The sequence below is a fragment of the Candidatus Pelagibacter sp. PS_06 genome (genome assembly GCF_059418045.1).
On record NZ_CM182078.1, the window covers coordinates 1,128,334 to 1,142,535 of the forward strand.

Below are 14,202 nucleotides of genomic sequence, written 5' to 3' on the forward strand. Positions count from 1 at the left end.
AACATAAGGGCTGTGACTGTGTAATCTATGTTCATACGAATCAGTTTGATTATGAATCTAGCCTTTGTTATTTACAAGTAAATTATGAACCAAATAAAGTTATTTATTGAACTTACAAGATTAAAAAGACCAATTGGCTTTATGTTGTTGTTTTGGCCATGCTTATGGGGACTAACAATTGTTTATGATTTTAATTCAGATTTAAATTTATATTTTTTTTATTCTGCACTTTTTCTTTCTGGCTCAATTTTGATGCGATCAGCTGGGTGTATAGTGAATGACATAGCAGACAAAAATTTTGATAAAAAAGTTGAGAGAACAAAAAATAGACCAATCGCTTCAGGAAAAGTGTCTACAAAACTTGCGTCCACTTACGCACTATTTTTGTGTGCTATTGCTTTTTTAGTATTAATTAATTTTAATAATTTTACAATTTTAATGGGTCTAGCCTCAATGCCTTTAGCTTTTACATACCCCTTAATGAAAAGAATTACTTATTGGCCTCAATTATTTTTAGGGATTACATTTAATTATGGGTTAATTTTGGCTTGGATTTCAATTGCAAATGATTTTTCAATAATACCAATCATATTTTATCTAGGAGCCATATTTTGGACACTAGGCTACGACACTATTTATGGATTTCAAGATATTAAAGACGATGAAATAATAGGTGTAAAATCAACTTCTATAAAGTTTAAAAATGATCCAAAAAAATTTTTGTTTATTTCATACTGCTTGTTCATCACATCTTTATTTTTAGTGGGAATATTAATGAAATTTAAAATCTATTATTTCTTATTTATGATTATCCCTATTTTACAGTTACTAGTATTTCAGGTTAAAAAACTAAATATCAATCAATCGATTGATTGTTTGTCTAAATTCAAAAGTAATAATTTTTTAGGACTGATAGTTTTTGTCAATATTCTCATTGGAAAATTAATATAGAAAATGATGAAAGCAAAAATTTTTAAAAGACTCTATCAAGAGTATACAAAAAAATTTATTGGTAAAATCTTATTAGCTTCGTTATTTTCAATTATTGTTGCCATAAGTACTTCTTCAACTGCCTGGCTGTTAGATCCAGCAATAGAAAAAATATTCATTAACAAAGATCAAACTTTGATTATTCTTATTCCACTTGCGATTATTTTTGCTTTTGCTGCAAAAGGTATTTCTCTGTATATGGCAAAACTTCTTATGATTAATGTTTCAGAAGAGGTTAAAAAAAATTTACAAACAGATATGCTAAAATCTTTCATTAAAGCAGACACTGAAATTATCGAAAGTAATCATTCAGGTAAATATATCTCAAATTTAAATTTTGACGTTAATCAAATAACTAAAATGTTGGCAGATGCATTTTTAAGTATTTTCAAAGATGGTCTTACATTAATAGGTTTGCTTTGTGTTATGTTTATCCAAAACTGGAAATTGTCATTAATAGCAATTATCATGATTCCACTTGCTTCAATCACTGCAAAAGTTGTAGGGAAAAGAATGAGCAAAATCTCAACTCAAGCACAAGAAAAATCAGGGGATTTAAATAGATATTTAATTGATCTTTTCAAAAATCATAAAATTTTAAAAATTTTTCAAAGAGAAAATTTTGAAAATATGAGGTCTGAAAAATTTGTTAATGATTTAAAGGAAAAGTCAGCAAAAATTTCAGCTGTTTACATTAGGTCTACACCTGTAATGGAAATATTAACAGGTGTAATGATTGCTATTTTGATATTTTATTCTGGAAAATTAATTATTAGTGGTGAGTTAGCTATAAATAACTTTTTTTCATTTCTTGCTGCAATGATGCTAGCTTATCAACCTGTAAAGACACTTACTAAAGTTAATGTTGCAATTGAACAAGGGTTGGCAGCTGCTAATAGAATTCTTCCAATTATAGATATTAGAAATGAAATTAATTTAAATGAAGATAAGGATAAATTGAATATTTCAGAGGGAAGTATAATTTTTGAAAATGTTGACTTCACGTATAAATCCAATCCAGAGAACAAAGTCCTTCAAAATGTTAATGTAAATTTTACTGGTGGCAAAATGACAGCATTGGTTGGTCATAGTGGATCAGGTAAATCAACATTATTAAACATGATACCAAGAATTTATGCTCCAACTGATGGGACGATTCATTTAGACGATCAAGATATATCAAAATTTAATTTAGCGTCCTTAAGAGGCCAAATATCAATTGTTGATCAAAATACTACATTATTCGACGATACAGTTTTAAATAACATTAAATACGCTAGACCGGAAGCAACCGATGAAGAGGTGTATAAAGCAGCAGAACAATCAATGTGCAGTGAATTCATTAACAATTTAGAGAATGGATATCAAACTATGATTGGAGAGAATGGAGTAAAGTTATCTGGTGGAGAAAAACAAAGACTATCAATATCAAGAGCTTTTCTGAAAAAAAGTAAAATAATATTATTAGATGAGGCGACATCATCTTTGGATTCTGAAACTGAAGAAAAGATTCAAAAAGCGCTGAGTCAATTAACTTTAGACAAAACTACAATTGTAATTGCTCACAGGTTATCAACAATTCTTAATTCTGATAAAATATATGTTGTAGATAGTGGTAAAATTATTGACTCAGGAAATCATGAAAGTCTTTTATTAAAATCTAAAGTTTACAAAAATTTTTATGAACGACAAATTAAAGAGTATTAATGTATTTTTTTTACAACATACTTACAAACTTAGCTATCATCATATCACCTATAATTATTATTTACCGAATATTAAAAGGCAAAGAAGATTTAAAAAGAGTTGGGGAAAAATTTAGTATTTATTCTCAAAAAAAAAATAATAAAAAGGTTTGGATACATGCGGCAAGTGTTGGTGAGCTAATGAGTATTATCCCAATTATAAGGAAATTAGAAAAAAATAAAAAAATAAAAAATATTTTGCTATCAACATCAACTACTAGTTCGGCTAAAATTTTTAATAAACTTAAGTTAAAAAAAACATCCCATGTATATTTTCCATTAGACAACAATTATATAGTAAAAAGATTTATTAATTATTGGCAACCTGAACTGGCAATTTTTATAGACTCAGAAATATGGCCAAATATGTTTAACAATTTACGTATAAAAAATATTCCTATCATAATTATGAATGCTAGAATTACACAACGTAGTTTTAATAGATGGCAGATTTTTCCAAACTTTGCTAAACAAGTATTTGGAAAAATATCTTTAGCGTTACCCCAAAACTTAGAAACCTTAAAATATTTAAAATTATTTAAAGTTAAAGATATTAGGATAGCAGGTAATTTGAAATATTATGGTCAAAAGGATAATCATGCTCATTCAACAAAATTATTAAAAAATAAATTTAAAAACTTTAAAGTTTGGTGTGCTGCTAGCACTCATTACAATGAGGAAGTATTAATTGGAAACTTACACAAGAAACTTAAAAAGAAAGAAAGAAAATTAATTACAATAATAATCCCAAGACATATTAGTAGAACTAGTGAAATTAAAGAGGCTTTAAATAAACTCAGTCTTAATTGCATTTCACATTCTTCAAATCAAAAAATTCAAAAAGATACTGATATATATTTAGTTGATAGTTATGGTGAATCTTCTAGATTTTACAATCTAACAAATGTATCCTTTGTAGGTGGGTCAATCATAAAACATGGTGGCCAAAATCCTCTGGAGCCTGCAAGGCTAGGAAATTACATTGTTAGTGGGCCTAATATTAAAAACTTTAAAGAAATATATGCTTTTTTAAATAATCTTAAAATGTCATCATTTTCTTCTGATATTTTAAAAATGGAAAATTTAATATTAAAAAGATTAAAAAACAAAACACCAAATAAAAACATAAAAAAAATTATTAAAATAGGTAATGATGTTCTTGAAAAAAATTTATTTTATATAAATAAATATTTAATATGAAGTTAATAAAACCTAAATTTTGGGAATCAAAAAATTTTATTTCATTCATTCTTTACCCTTTATCAGCAATCACATTTTTAATTAATTTTGCAAAAAAATTTTCTATAAAAAATAACTTTGAAATTAAATCAATATGTATTGGTAATATATTTATTGGTGGAACAGGAAAAACATCCTTGGCAATAGAAATAAATGATCTGCTAAGAAAAAAATTTAGGACAGTATTTATAAAAAAAAATTATAAAAATCAGATAGATGAAATTAATTTATTAAATAATAAAGGTAAAATTATATCAGCGAGTAATAGAGAAGATGCGCTTTTTACTGCTTCTAAGAAAAAATATCAGGTAGCAATACTAGATGATGGTTTGCAACAAAAAAATATCAATTATGATTTAAAGATTGCATGTTTTAATTCAAAATATGCATTTGGAAATGGATATGTGCTTCCAGCGGGACCCTTGAGAGAAAACTTAAATATAATAAAAGATTATGATTTAATCTTCTTAAATGGAGAAAAAAAAAATAAAAAACTTTTATCAAAATTAAAATCTATTAATAAAAATTTACAAATATTTGAAGGAAAATATAAGCCATTAAATTTGAAAAAATTTGATTTAAGAAAAAAATATTTAATGTTTTGTGGTATTGGAAATCCACATGAGTTTGAACAAACTTTAGTTAAATATAAATTTAATATTAGTAAAAAAATAATTTTTGCTGATCACCATAAATTTTCAAATATTGATCTAAAAAAATTAAAATCTAATGCTAGCAGAGACAATTTAACGTTAGTAACGACAGAAAAAGATTTTTTTCGATTAAATAAAACTCAAAGAAAAAATATTAAATTTTTAAAAATTAAGCTAGAAATCAAAGATAAAGAAAAATTAAAAAAAATTCTAATATCAAAATTATGAAGAAAATAGCTTATTTTTTAGAGTTCATTTTAATCAAAATTTTATTCCTATTATTTCAACTAATAGGATATCGGCTTTCATCAGATTTAGGTTTTTTTATTGGAAGAACAATAGGCCCAATATTTAAATCAAAGAAAATAATCATTCAAAATATAAAAAAAGCAAATATCAAACACTCTGATAATCCATCTCAAATAGCCTCTAATGTACTCGGTAATTATGGAAGGATTTTTGCTGAATACGTTTATTTAAAAAAATTTAGAAATGATGAATTAAAAAAATATGTGTCGATAGATGGTTTAGAACATTTAGAAAATTTAAAAAAAAATAATAAAAAAGCAGTATTTATTTCAGGTCATTTTAATAATTTTGAACTAATGGCAATGGAAATTGAAAAAGCAGGAATTGACCTTGCTGCTATCTACAGACCCTTAAATAATATTTTTTTGAATAAAACGATGGAACAAATTAGGAAAGAAAATATTTGTAAAAATCAGATAAAAAAAGGTCGAGCTGGTAGCCGTGAAATAATTAAAAATTTGACTGAAGGTAAATCGATAGCTTTAATGATAGATCAAAGGGTTAGAGAGGGAGAAAAAGTTAAATTTTTTAACAATTTGGCAACAACTACAACTATACCTGCTCAATTAGTAAGAAAATATAATTGTGAGTTGGTACCTATTTATATTGAGAGAAAAAAATCAAACTATTTTAAAATTTATATCTCAAAACCAATTAAAGTGAGTAAAACAAAATCAGTCTTAGAAATTACTGAATTTCTAAATCATGTACTCGAAAAAATGATTTTAAAAAATGTTGATCAGTGGATTTGGACACATGATCGATGGAAAAGTTAATTATTGTCTTTTTCTCTTTTAATAGAAGACTCAACGTAAGAAAAATAAGCCTCTTGTTTGTCAACATTCCAATAATTTAAATTTTCTAAAGGTATTAATTTTTTAGAGATAGCACAAATTACATGGTCACCTTCTTCAATAATTTGAAAATTATTAGGCATATATTTTAATTTAGCTAATTTATTTTTCATTAATAAGATATATAAATATTAATATGAAAATTGCAATTATAGGTAGCGGTGGCAGAGAACACGCAATAGCAGCAACAATATCTAAGTCTTCAGTTATAAATGAAATTGTTTGTATTCCCGGGAATGCAGGAACTTCAAAAATTGCAACTAACGTTGAGATAGATATTAATGAATTTGATAAATTGCATAAATTCATTAAAGAGAATTCTATAGATTTAGTTGTCGTTGGTCCTGAACAACCTTTGGTAAATGGAATTGTAGACTATTTAGAAAAATTTGACATAAAAGTATTTGGCCCTAACAGAATTGCTTCTCAACTGGAGGGTTCTAAAATTTTTACTAAAAAACTCTGTCAAGAATATAATATACCAACTGCTAACTTTGGTATTTTTGAAAATAGAGTTGATGCAAAAAAATTTTTAGAAAATACAAAATATCCTAATGTAATTAAAGCAGACAATCTAGCCGCAGGTAAAGGAGTTTATATTTGTAATAACGAACAAGAAAGTTTAATGGCTGTCGAGGAAATATTTGATGGAAAATTTGGAGAAGCTAAAAATGTTCTTATAGAAGAATTTCTAAAAGGTGAAGAGATGAGCTATTTTATAATTAGTGATGGGGCAACTATTAAAAGCTTTGAGACTGCGCAAGATCATAAAAGAGTTCTTGAGGGAGATAATGGTAAAAATACAGGTGGGATGGGTGCCTACTCACCTTCCCGACTGATAAGTAATGATTTGGAAGATAAAATTTTAAGTAAAATTATTAAACCTACAATTAAAGGGCTCTCAAAACTTGGGACTGAATATAAAGGCTTTTTATATGCTGGTTTAATGATTGTTGATAATGAACCTTATCTAATCGAATATAATGTTCGAATGGGTGATCCTGAATGTCAAACTATTCTTCCTAAACTAAAAACTAATTTAGTAGAAATACTTGAGGCTTGTTGTAATAAAAAACTTGCAGATATAAATATTGAGTGGACTGATAAAAAAAGTTTATGTGTTGTTTTATGCTCAAAAGGATATCCAGACACCTATCAAAAAAATATCTTAATAAATAATCTTGAAAAATTCAATCTAGATGAAAATAATTTTATATTTCATGCTGGAACTAAAAAAGAAAAAGAAAAAATATATGCTATTGGTGGACGTGTACTAAATTTTATTTCTCTCTCTGATGATTTTTTACAAGCTAGGGATAACGTACATCAATGTATAAAAAAATTAGATTGGGATGGTGGATTTTATAGAGAAGATATTGGTTTTAAAGTTATTGATAAATGAGAGTCATAGGTGGAAGATTCAAGGGAAAAAAACTTCTTGAACCCAAAGATAAAGAAACTAGGCCTTTAAAAGATCTTACAAAAGAATCTATATTCAACATAATTAATCATTCAAACAAGTTTTCAATTGAAATAAAAAAAGCATACGTTTTAGACCTATTTTCTGGAGTAGGTTCTTTTGGTATTGAATGTCTTTCTCAAGGAGCGGATCATGTGACATTTATAGAAAAATATGATGGTGTTTTGCCCATTCTCAAAAAAAATATTAATAATTTAAAATCAGAAATTAATTATCAAATTATTGAAAATGATATTCTAAATAACTTTGAGTTTAAAAGTTTAAAATTGAGATATGATATAATTTTTTTAGATCCACCCTACAAAGAAAAGGCTTTAAAAAATATTCTTAATACAATAATTGAAAATAAAATACTTAAAGATAATGGTGTAATTATTATTCATAGACATAAAAAGGAAATTGATGAATTTCCAAAAAATTTTCAATTGATTGATGAAAAAAAATATGGAATTTCAAAGATTATATTTGGATCTTACTTTTAGAACAGAATTTTCTTAGTTTCTTTTTTTATAAGCTCTACAGCTGGTTGATCAAATGGATTAATCTTTAGGGCTTTACCAATTAATATTGTTTCAAGTATAAAAAAGCAAAAAAGCTCTCCTAGTGTTTTTTCATCTCTTTTTCTAACTTCAAAACTTCTAAAAGGAATATTTTTCTTTTTAAAAACAATTTCTGTAGCCTTTTTTTGAGCATACATAATTTGATTAATATCCTTATTTTTTAAATACATTTGCTCTGGTAAAACTGACTTATTATTAGTTTTAAGAGAATTATTTTCGTGTGAATAGAAAAATGTAAAAAAATTATTCTTAAAACCATCCAGATATAATTGCATCACACTATGATTATCTTTTGGCATTACGGAAATAATAGGAAGTATACCTTTTTTCTCTTTACCAAGGCTTTCAGCTACTAATTGTTGATACCAATTAAATAAATTAGTTGATTGCTCATCATAATTAATAACAATCGAGTTAAATTTTTTAGATTTTAAAAAATAAATTGTAGCTTCTACATTCGAAATCAGTTGCTTCATAAAAATTTTATTTTTTACTAAATCATTTAATTGTCTAAAGTCTTTATAATTTAGCCCCATTAATTCTGCAGGCAACATACCAACCTCTGACAAAACAGAATACCTTCCTCCTATATAATTATTATGATCAACAACTTCTGCTTTTAATTTTTGTGCAAGTAAACTCAAATAGCTTTTTTTTTTCTGTTATAAATAAATTTATATCTTTCTTTTTGATTAAAATATTTGCATTTACAATAGTTTCAGTTGTATTTCCTGATTTTGATATAATTAAATTATTAAAATTTTTTTTTAATTTTTTATTTTCAAAAGCATTTAAATTATCAACAAACGTGAATTTTTTTTTAATTTTTTTTTTAAAAAATCATAAATTGCTTGAGCTCCAAGGGTAGATCCTCCCATTCCTATGATTCTATAGTCAAATTTTTTATTAAAATGTTTTGTATTTTTTTTACTGAAGCTATCTTTGTAAGATTTTGAAAGTGAACGAATTAATTGATTTTTTTCATTTAAAATTAAGTTTAAGTTTTTCTTTGTGATTAATATTTTTTTTTTAGTTAAAAAGTTTTTAAAACTTATATTTTCAGTGAGCATTAATTATTTTTAATTTGATCAAGTATTGACTGTTCAAAATTTTTATCTGTGTCAGTAGTTTCTAATTTTTCATTATTATTATTTTCAGTAATTAATGACTCAATATTATTAATTTGACTTTCTTGATCTATTTTTTCGTTTGATGGAACTGGTAATTCTTCAAAGCTTGGAGGCATAGAAAGAGGGGATTTTTTTTCAATTAAAAATTCTTCAGATGTATTTTTATTCTGTGGGTCAAATGCCTGCTGCATTAAACCACAATTTGAAAGGATAATTGTACCTAAAATTATTAAAATTAAAAACTTAATATTTTTTATCATTATTTTTTTTTTCAGTTTTGTTTTCTACTAGTTCTAAAATAATCATGCCAATTACACCTAATGTAATAAATATATCTGATACATTAAAAATAAACCAATGAAAATTTCCTACATGGAAATCTATAAAATCAGGTACAGCATTAAAAAAAATTCTGTCATGCAAATTACCTAGTGCTCCTCCAACTATCATCAGCAACGAATATCTTTTAAAACCCTGACTTTTTAGTGACATTATAACTAATATCACAACTATTATTGAAATTATTAAGCTTAAGATATTATATAAATGTGATTCATTGAATGAGAGCAATCCAAACGCAATTCCTTTATTCCAAATTAATACAATGTTTAAATAAGTAGAATTAAAGATTTCTGATCCAAGATTATTCTTATCTAATTGAATAACGTATATTTTTGATAGCCTATCTAAAAAATATATTAAAGATACTATTGAAAAACTAATATAAAATTTTTTGCTTAAAAATTTAAATATCATTCAGAGTGTTTCGGACAAGTTTTTCTTGAACAAGCATTCTTGGTAACTTTCCAGCATACTTGACATTTTGAACCTTCGGCTTTCGTAGTTTGAACTTTTATTTCGGATTTTTCTAAATAAAAAACTTCTGCACTTGAAGTGATGCAAAGTTCTGAAAAATCTACATCTTTTGAAATGTCGTTTAGTTTTTTATCTAAATTAATTTTTAAGCTTGCCTCTAAACTTGATCCAATTTCTTTACTTGCTCTTTTTTCTTCAATACTGATATTACAAACATTTCTGATTTTAATAAGCTCTAACCATTTTTGATTTAAATTTTCATTATTTAAAGTTTTTGGAAATTCTATAAATTTTGTTAAATGAATGCTTTTATTATCATTCAATATTAATCTGTATATTTCTTCTGTAGTAAATGACAGAATTGGAGCAAACCACTTCAATAATGAGTTTAGAATAATATTTAGCAAAATAATTGTAGATTTTCTTTTCTTAGTGTCTTTAGAATCACAATATAAAGTGTCTTTACGAATATCAAAATAAAATGCCGACAAATCTACAGTACAAAAGTTTAGTAGCTCTTTGTATAGATTGTGAAAATCATAGTTGTTAAAATAATTTTTAAAATTTTCATTTAAAGAATAAATTTTATGAAGCATAAATTGTTCTAATTCAGGCAGTTCAGATAAATTTAATTTCTCTAAATTTATTTCTTCAAAATTATCATTAAGATTTCCAAGTAAATATCTAAAAGTATTTCTAATTTTTCTGTAAGAGTCGGCATGTTGGTCTAAAATTGAATGATCAATTCTTAAATCCTCTGCATAATTTGATGAAGCTACCCAAATTCTTAGAATATCAGCACCATATTTTTTTAGAATATCTTCAGGAGCAATCACATTTCCAAGAGATTTAGACATTTTTAATCCTTTTCCATCTACAACAAAACCATGTGATAGAATTGACTCAAACGGTGCTTTCCCTCTTGTTCCACAAGACTCTAGTAGCGATGAGTGAAACCATCCTCTGTGTTGATCTGACCCTTCAAGGTACATCGATGCTGGCCATTTTAAATCTTCTCTTTTTTCTAAAACAAACGAATGAGTAGATCCACTATCAAACCATACTTCAACAATATCACTTAACTTTTCATAATCTTCTGACTTATATTTGTCACCTAAAAATCTTTGTGGGTTATCTGAAAACCAGCAATCAGAACCTTCTTTTTCGTATATGTTTGCTATATTTTCATTCACTTCATCATCGACTAATATCTCTTTAGTTTTTTTGTTAACAAAAATTGGAAGAGGAACTCCCCAAACTCTCTGTCTTGAAACACACCAGTCGGGTCTAGTTTCAATCATAGATCTTAATCTTTCTTTTCCTTTGCTAGGATAAAAAGTAGTTTTATCTAAAGCTTTTAAGGCTGTTTCTCTCAGTTTATGACTTTCCATTGATATAAACCATTGTGGTGTTGCTCTGTGTACCAATGGAGCCTTAGATCTCCAAGAATGAGGATAGGAATGTATCAGCTCACCATTTGCTAATAATTTTTTTTGTTCTTTTAGTTTCTCAATAATAATCGGATTAGCTTTAAAGATATGATTTCCTTCAAATAAATGAACGTTCTTAGTATATTTTCCGTCACCATCAACTGTTTCAATAGCTTTAATTCCATGGTTTAAACATAAATTAAAATCGTCAGGTCCATGACTTGGTGCACAATGCACAATACCCGTTCCTTGTTCTGTTGTTACAAATCTTGCCTCCAACATTGGAATATCAAACTTATATCCTAAATCAAAAAATGGGTGGTCACAGATCGTACCTTTTAAATCTTTACCTTTAAATTTTATAATCTCGTTATAATCTTTAATTAAACATTCTTTTATAACAGACTCTAACAAGGCTTCCGCTACTACTATCTTTCGATTTTTGAAATCACCCTCATCATTTAGTTGTATCAATAAATAATCAAGCGCTTCGTTATAAGCTAAAGCTTTATTTGCTGGTATAGTCCATGGAGTTGTAGTCCAAATGATAATCTCACTTCCCTCAAGTTCTTTTAAATTAGAAGATTTTATGGGAAAAGATGTGTAGATCGTATCTGATTTGTGATCTTGATATTCAACTTCTGCATCAGCCAATGCAGTTTTTTCAACTGTAGACCACAAAACTGGTTTGAACCCTCTGTATAGACTACCTTCTTTTAAAAATTTTCCTAATTCTCTTACAATTTGAGCTTCTGCATCAAAACTCATTGTAGAATAATAATTTTCCCAATCGCCTATAACACCTAGTCGTTTAAATTGTCCTTTGTGAACCTCAATCCATTTTTCTGCAAACGATCTACATTCCTTTCTAAACTCAACTACTGGAACTTCATTTTTATTTTTTTTATTCTTTTTGTATTGCTCTTCTATTTTCCACTCAATTGGTAAACCATGGCAATCCCATCCTGGAACATATATCGAATCTTTACCATCCATTTGATGGAATTTAACTATAATGTCTTTAAGAATTTTATTTAGAGCGGTACCCATATGAATGTTTCCATTCGCATAAGGAGGGCCGTCATGTAAGACAAATTTTTCTTTACCTTTGCTAGATTGTCTAAGCTCTTGATATAAATTAATTTTTTTCCAATATTCTAATATTTCTGGCTCTCTTACTGGTAAATTAGCCTTCATAGAAAAAGTTGTCTTAGGAAGATTAATTTGTGAATTACTCATTATGCTCTCTTTGCTATTTTCAAATCCAATTTAATTTGAGATTTTAACTTATTAATATTCTTAAATTTTTTCTCTTTTCTTATAAATTTTAAAAAATCAACTGATAATTGCTTATTGTAAAGATTTCCAGAAAAATTAAACAAATGAACCTCAAGTAAGATTTTTTTTTGATTAAATGTTGGTCTATAACCAAGATTTGCTATCCCTTTTAGTATATTTAAATTATTTTTACGAAGAACCCTTACTGCATACACGCCTGGTTTTGCTAGCACATAATCTTTAATATCTATGTTGCATGTTGGAAAACCTATTTTTTTTCCAACTTGTCTGCCCTTTTGAACCATCCCATCAATAGACCATTTTCTACTTAATAATTTATTGGCTCTTTCCAAAAAACCTTTTTCCAAAAAACTTCTAATTAAAGAAGATGAAACTATCTTTTTTTCAATCAGAAGAGGTTTTGGTTTAATAACTTGGTAATTGTACTTTTCTTGATGTTGAACCAAAAATTTCACATCTCCTTCTCTTTTATTACCAAATCTAAAATTATTACTAACAAATATAAATCTTGCCTTTAATCTTTTTGATAAAATATTTTTTATAAAATTGATTGATTTTATCTTTGAAAAAGTTTTATCAAATTTTTTAGTTACAATAAAATCAACTCCAAGATTATTTAATAAATTGTGTTTTTGATTATTACTAGACAATCTAAAATTGTTTAAAGATTTGTTAAAAAACATCTTTGGCATTGGGTCAAAATTGATTACACCAATTTTTGAGTCATATTTTTTTTTATAAGATTTAGCTAATTTAAATAATTTTTGATGGCCTAAATGAACTCCATCAAAGTTTCCAATTAAAATTATTGACCCTTTGTGATTTTTAGCAATTTCAAAATTATTATATAATCTTACCATTTTAAATCTGACTGAGTAAAGTTTACAATTGATTCATATTGTTTTGATACTTTTTCTATTCCATTATTTCTTATTTCATTTTTATGCACTCCATTAGTAATTAATAAAGAGTCATAATTTAAAAGATTTGCTCCCTTAATATCAGTGTTAAGGTTATCTCCAATTGATAAAGCTTTTCTATTTTTATTATCTATTGATTGATTATAAACTTCTGGATAAGGTTTACCAAAATATACAACCTCTCCTCCCATTTTTTCAAATACCATAGCAACTGATCCTGCACATAATTCTCTTTTGTTTCCTTTATCAACTATCAAATCTGGATTTGTACAAATCATTTTTTTATCAATATGATTTTCTAATAAATTTTTATAATAATTTAAATCCTGATCATAATCATCCAACAAACCAGTGCACAAAAGGTATTGGCTTTTGTCAATATCATTGGACTTATTATCTTTAAAATCATTAAATAAATCAAAATCTCTTGGTGGACCTATGTGATAAAAATTTTTTGAAGAGTAAAATTTTTTTAAATAATTAAGCGCAGCCTCACCTGAAGTAAAAACTTTATCTCTAAACTTTTCTTCCATCCCCATTTTTTCTAAAAATTCTTTCACAGGCTGAATGGGTCTTGGTGCATTGGTTAATAAAACAAAATTTTTATTTATTTCCAATAACTTTTTGAGAGTAAAAATTGCGCCTTCATGGAGCTTGATGCCATTATGCATTACTCCCCATAGATCTATATAAAAAAGATCATAATTTTGTGCAATTGATTTTAAACCCTCATTATCTAAATTTTTAGTCATATTTTAAGGTATAAACCATAAAATC

At 26.4% G+C, this 14,202-nt stretch carries 15 protein-coding genes; 7 read left to right on the forward strand and 8 right to left on the reverse strand.

Features of this window, described 5'->3' with window-relative positions:
• Positions 1-84: 84 nt before the first annotated feature.
• The 5 genes from ubiA to AC5SLZ_RS05850 are packed head-to-tail and all read left to right on the forward strand — an operon-like array spanning position 85 to position 5,712.
• Positions 85-951 carry a 4-hydroxybenzoate octaprenyltransferase gene (gene ubiA / locus AC5SLZ_RS05830; RefSeq protein WP_494615350.1) on the forward strand — a complete coding sequence of 289 codons (867 nt, stop codon included), beginning with the start codon at positions 85-87 and terminating at the stop codon, positions 949-951.
• Positions 952-954: 3 nt separating this feature from the next.
• Complete coding sequence (locus tag AC5SLZ_RS05835; protein WP_494615351.1) at positions 955-2,697, forward strand: ABC transporter ATP-binding protein; 1,743 nt, start codon at positions 955-957, stop codon at positions 2,695-2,697.
• On the forward strand, positions 2,697-3,935 hold the full coding sequence (locus AC5SLZ_RS05840) for a 3-deoxy-D-manno-octulosonic acid transferase (RefSeq protein WP_494615353.1): 1,239 nt from the start codon (positions 2,697-2,699) through the stop codon (positions 3,933-3,935). The genes AC5SLZ_RS05835 and AC5SLZ_RS05840 overlap by 1 nt, the downstream gene beginning before the upstream one ends.
• The gene (gene lpxK, locus AC5SLZ_RS05845; RefSeq protein ID WP_494615354.1) at positions 3,932-4,855 is read left to right on the forward strand and encodes a tetraacyldisaccharide 4'-kinase; all 924 of its coding nucleotides are present in this window, start codon (positions 3,932-3,934) and stop codon (positions 4,853-4,855) included. Before AC5SLZ_RS05840 ends, lpxK begins: the two co-directional genes overlap by 4 nt.
• The gene (locus AC5SLZ_RS05850; RefSeq protein ID WP_494615355.1) at positions 4,852-5,712 is read left to right on the forward strand and encodes a lysophospholipid acyltransferase family protein; all 861 of its coding nucleotides are present in this window, start codon (positions 4,852-4,854) and stop codon (positions 5,710-5,712) included. Before lpxK ends, AC5SLZ_RS05850 begins: the two co-directional genes overlap by 4 nt.
• Here AC5SLZ_RS05850 and AC5SLZ_RS05855 read toward each other — a convergent pair.
• On the reverse strand, positions 5,709-5,903 hold the full coding sequence (locus AC5SLZ_RS05855) for a DUF2093 domain-containing protein (protein ID WP_028036452.1): 195 nt from the start codon (positions 5,901-5,903) through the stop codon (positions 5,709-5,711). The genes AC5SLZ_RS05850 and AC5SLZ_RS05855 overlap by 4 nt on opposite strands.
• Positions 5,904-5,926: 23 nt before the next feature.
• Between AC5SLZ_RS05855 and purD the strand changes: the two genes are divergently transcribed.
• Both purD and rsmD read left to right on the forward strand, forming a co-directional pair.
• Positions 5,927-7,192: a phosphoribosylamine--glycine ligase gene (gene purD / locus AC5SLZ_RS05860; RefSeq protein ID WP_494615357.1), complete on the forward strand. Its 1,266-nt coding sequence runs from the start codon at positions 5,927-5,929 to the stop codon at positions 7,190-7,192.
• Entirely contained in the window at positions 7,189-7,752 is a 564-nt protein-coding gene (rsmD, locus tag AC5SLZ_RS05865; protein ID WP_494615359.1) for a 16S rRNA (guanine(966)-N(2))-methyltransferase RsmD, read from the forward strand. The genes purD and rsmD overlap by 4 nt, the downstream gene beginning before the upstream one ends.
• Here rsmD and AC5SLZ_RS05870 read toward each other — a convergent pair.
• The 7 genes from AC5SLZ_RS05870 to AC5SLZ_RS05900 all read right to left on the reverse strand — a co-directional run bounded on the left by AC5SLZ_RS05870 (position 7,749) and on the right by AC5SLZ_RS05900 (position 14,177).
• Entirely contained in the window at positions 7,749-8,474 is a 726-nt protein-coding gene (locus AC5SLZ_RS05870; RefSeq protein ID WP_494615360.1) for a phosphoglucose isomerase-related protein, read from the reverse strand. The genes rsmD and AC5SLZ_RS05870 overlap by 4 nt on opposite strands.
• A gap of 147 nt (positions 8,475-8,621) precedes the next feature.
• Entirely contained in the window at positions 8,622-8,900 is a 279-nt protein-coding gene (locus AC5SLZ_RS05875) for a hypothetical protein (RefSeq protein ID WP_494615361.1), read from the reverse strand.
• Positions 8,900-9,220 (reverse strand): DUF3035 domain-containing protein, encoded by a 321-nt coding sequence (locus AC5SLZ_RS05880; RefSeq protein WP_494615363.1) that lies wholly within the window; start codon positions 9,218-9,220, stop codon positions 8,900-8,902. Before AC5SLZ_RS05880 ends, AC5SLZ_RS05875 begins: the two co-directional genes overlap by 1 nt.
• Positions 9,204-9,716 carry a signal peptidase II gene (lspA, locus tag AC5SLZ_RS05885; RefSeq protein WP_494615365.1) on the reverse strand — a complete coding sequence of 171 codons (513 nt, stop codon included), beginning with the start codon at positions 9,714-9,716 and terminating at the stop codon, positions 9,204-9,206. Before lspA ends, AC5SLZ_RS05880 begins: the two co-directional genes overlap by 17 nt.
• A complete protein-coding gene (gene ileS / locus AC5SLZ_RS05890) occupies positions 9,713-12,445 on the reverse strand; it encodes an isoleucine--tRNA ligase (RefSeq protein ID WP_494615366.1) in 2,733 nt (910 codons plus the stop codon). The genes lspA and ileS overlap by 4 nt, the downstream gene beginning before the upstream one ends.
• Positions 12,445-13,365 (reverse strand): bifunctional riboflavin kinase/FAD synthetase, encoded by a 921-nt coding sequence (locus AC5SLZ_RS05895; protein WP_494615367.1) that lies wholly within the window; start codon positions 13,363-13,365, stop codon positions 12,445-12,447. The genes ileS and AC5SLZ_RS05895 overlap by 1 nt, the downstream gene beginning before the upstream one ends.
• On the reverse strand, positions 13,359-14,177 hold the full coding sequence (locus AC5SLZ_RS05900) for a TIGR01459 family HAD-type hydrolase (protein WP_494615368.1): 819 nt from the start codon (positions 14,175-14,177) through the stop codon (positions 13,359-13,361). Before AC5SLZ_RS05900 ends, AC5SLZ_RS05895 begins: the two co-directional genes overlap by 7 nt.
• Between the last annotated feature and the right edge of the window lie 25 nt (positions 14,178-14,202).

Bases quoted from the DNA above. Each gene is read 5' to 3' on its own strand.
- lspA (WP_494615365.1), bottom strand. From the start codon at position 9,716: ATGATATTTAAATTTTTAAGCAAAAAATTTTATATTAGTTTTTCAATA.
- AC5SLZ_RS05895 (WP_494615367.1), bottom strand. From the start codon at position 13,365: ATGGTAAGATTATATAATAATTTTGAAATTGCTAAAAATCACAAAGGG.
- AC5SLZ_RS05835 (WP_494615351.1), top strand. From the start codon at position 955: ATGATGAAAGCAAAAATTTTTAAAAGACTCTATCAAGAGTATACAAAA.
- AC5SLZ_RS05850 (WP_494615355.1), top strand. From the start codon at position 4,852: ATGAAGAAAATAGCTTATTTTTTAGAGTTCATTTTAATCAAAATTTTA.
- AC5SLZ_RS05900 (WP_494615368.1), bottom strand. From the start codon at position 14,177: ATGACTAAAAATTTAGATAATGAGGGTTTAAAATCAATTGCACAAAAT.
- ubiA (WP_494615350.1), top strand. From the start codon at position 85: ATGAACCAAATAAAGTTATTTATTGAACTTACAAGATTAAAAAGACCA.
- AC5SLZ_RS05855 (WP_028036452.1), bottom strand. From the start codon at position 5,903: ATGAAAAATAAATTAGCTAAATTAAAATATATGCCTAATAATTTTCAA.
- AC5SLZ_RS05875 (WP_494615361.1), bottom strand. From the start codon at position 8,900: ATGCTCACTGAAAATATAAGTTTTAAAAACTTTTTAACTAAAAAAAAA.
- AC5SLZ_RS05880 (WP_494615363.1), bottom strand. From the start codon at position 9,220: ATGATAAAAAATATTAAGTTTTTAATTTTAATAATTTTAGGTACAATT.
- purD (WP_494615357.1), top strand. From the start codon at position 5,927: ATGAAAATTGCAATTATAGGTAGCGGTGGCAGAGAACACGCAATAGCA.
- AC5SLZ_RS05840 (WP_494615353.1), top strand. From the start codon at position 2,697: ATGTATTTTTTTTACAACATACTTACAAACTTAGCTATCATCATATCA.
- rsmD (WP_494615359.1), top strand. From the start codon at position 7,189: ATGAGAGTCATAGGTGGAAGATTCAAGGGAAAAAAACTTCTTGAACCC.
- ileS (WP_494615366.1), bottom strand. From the start codon at position 12,445: ATGAGTAATTCACAAATTAATCTTCCTAAGACAACTTTTTCTATGAAG.
- lpxK (WP_494615354.1), top strand. From the start codon at position 3,932: ATGAAGTTAATAAAACCTAAATTTTGGGAATCAAAAAATTTTATTTCA.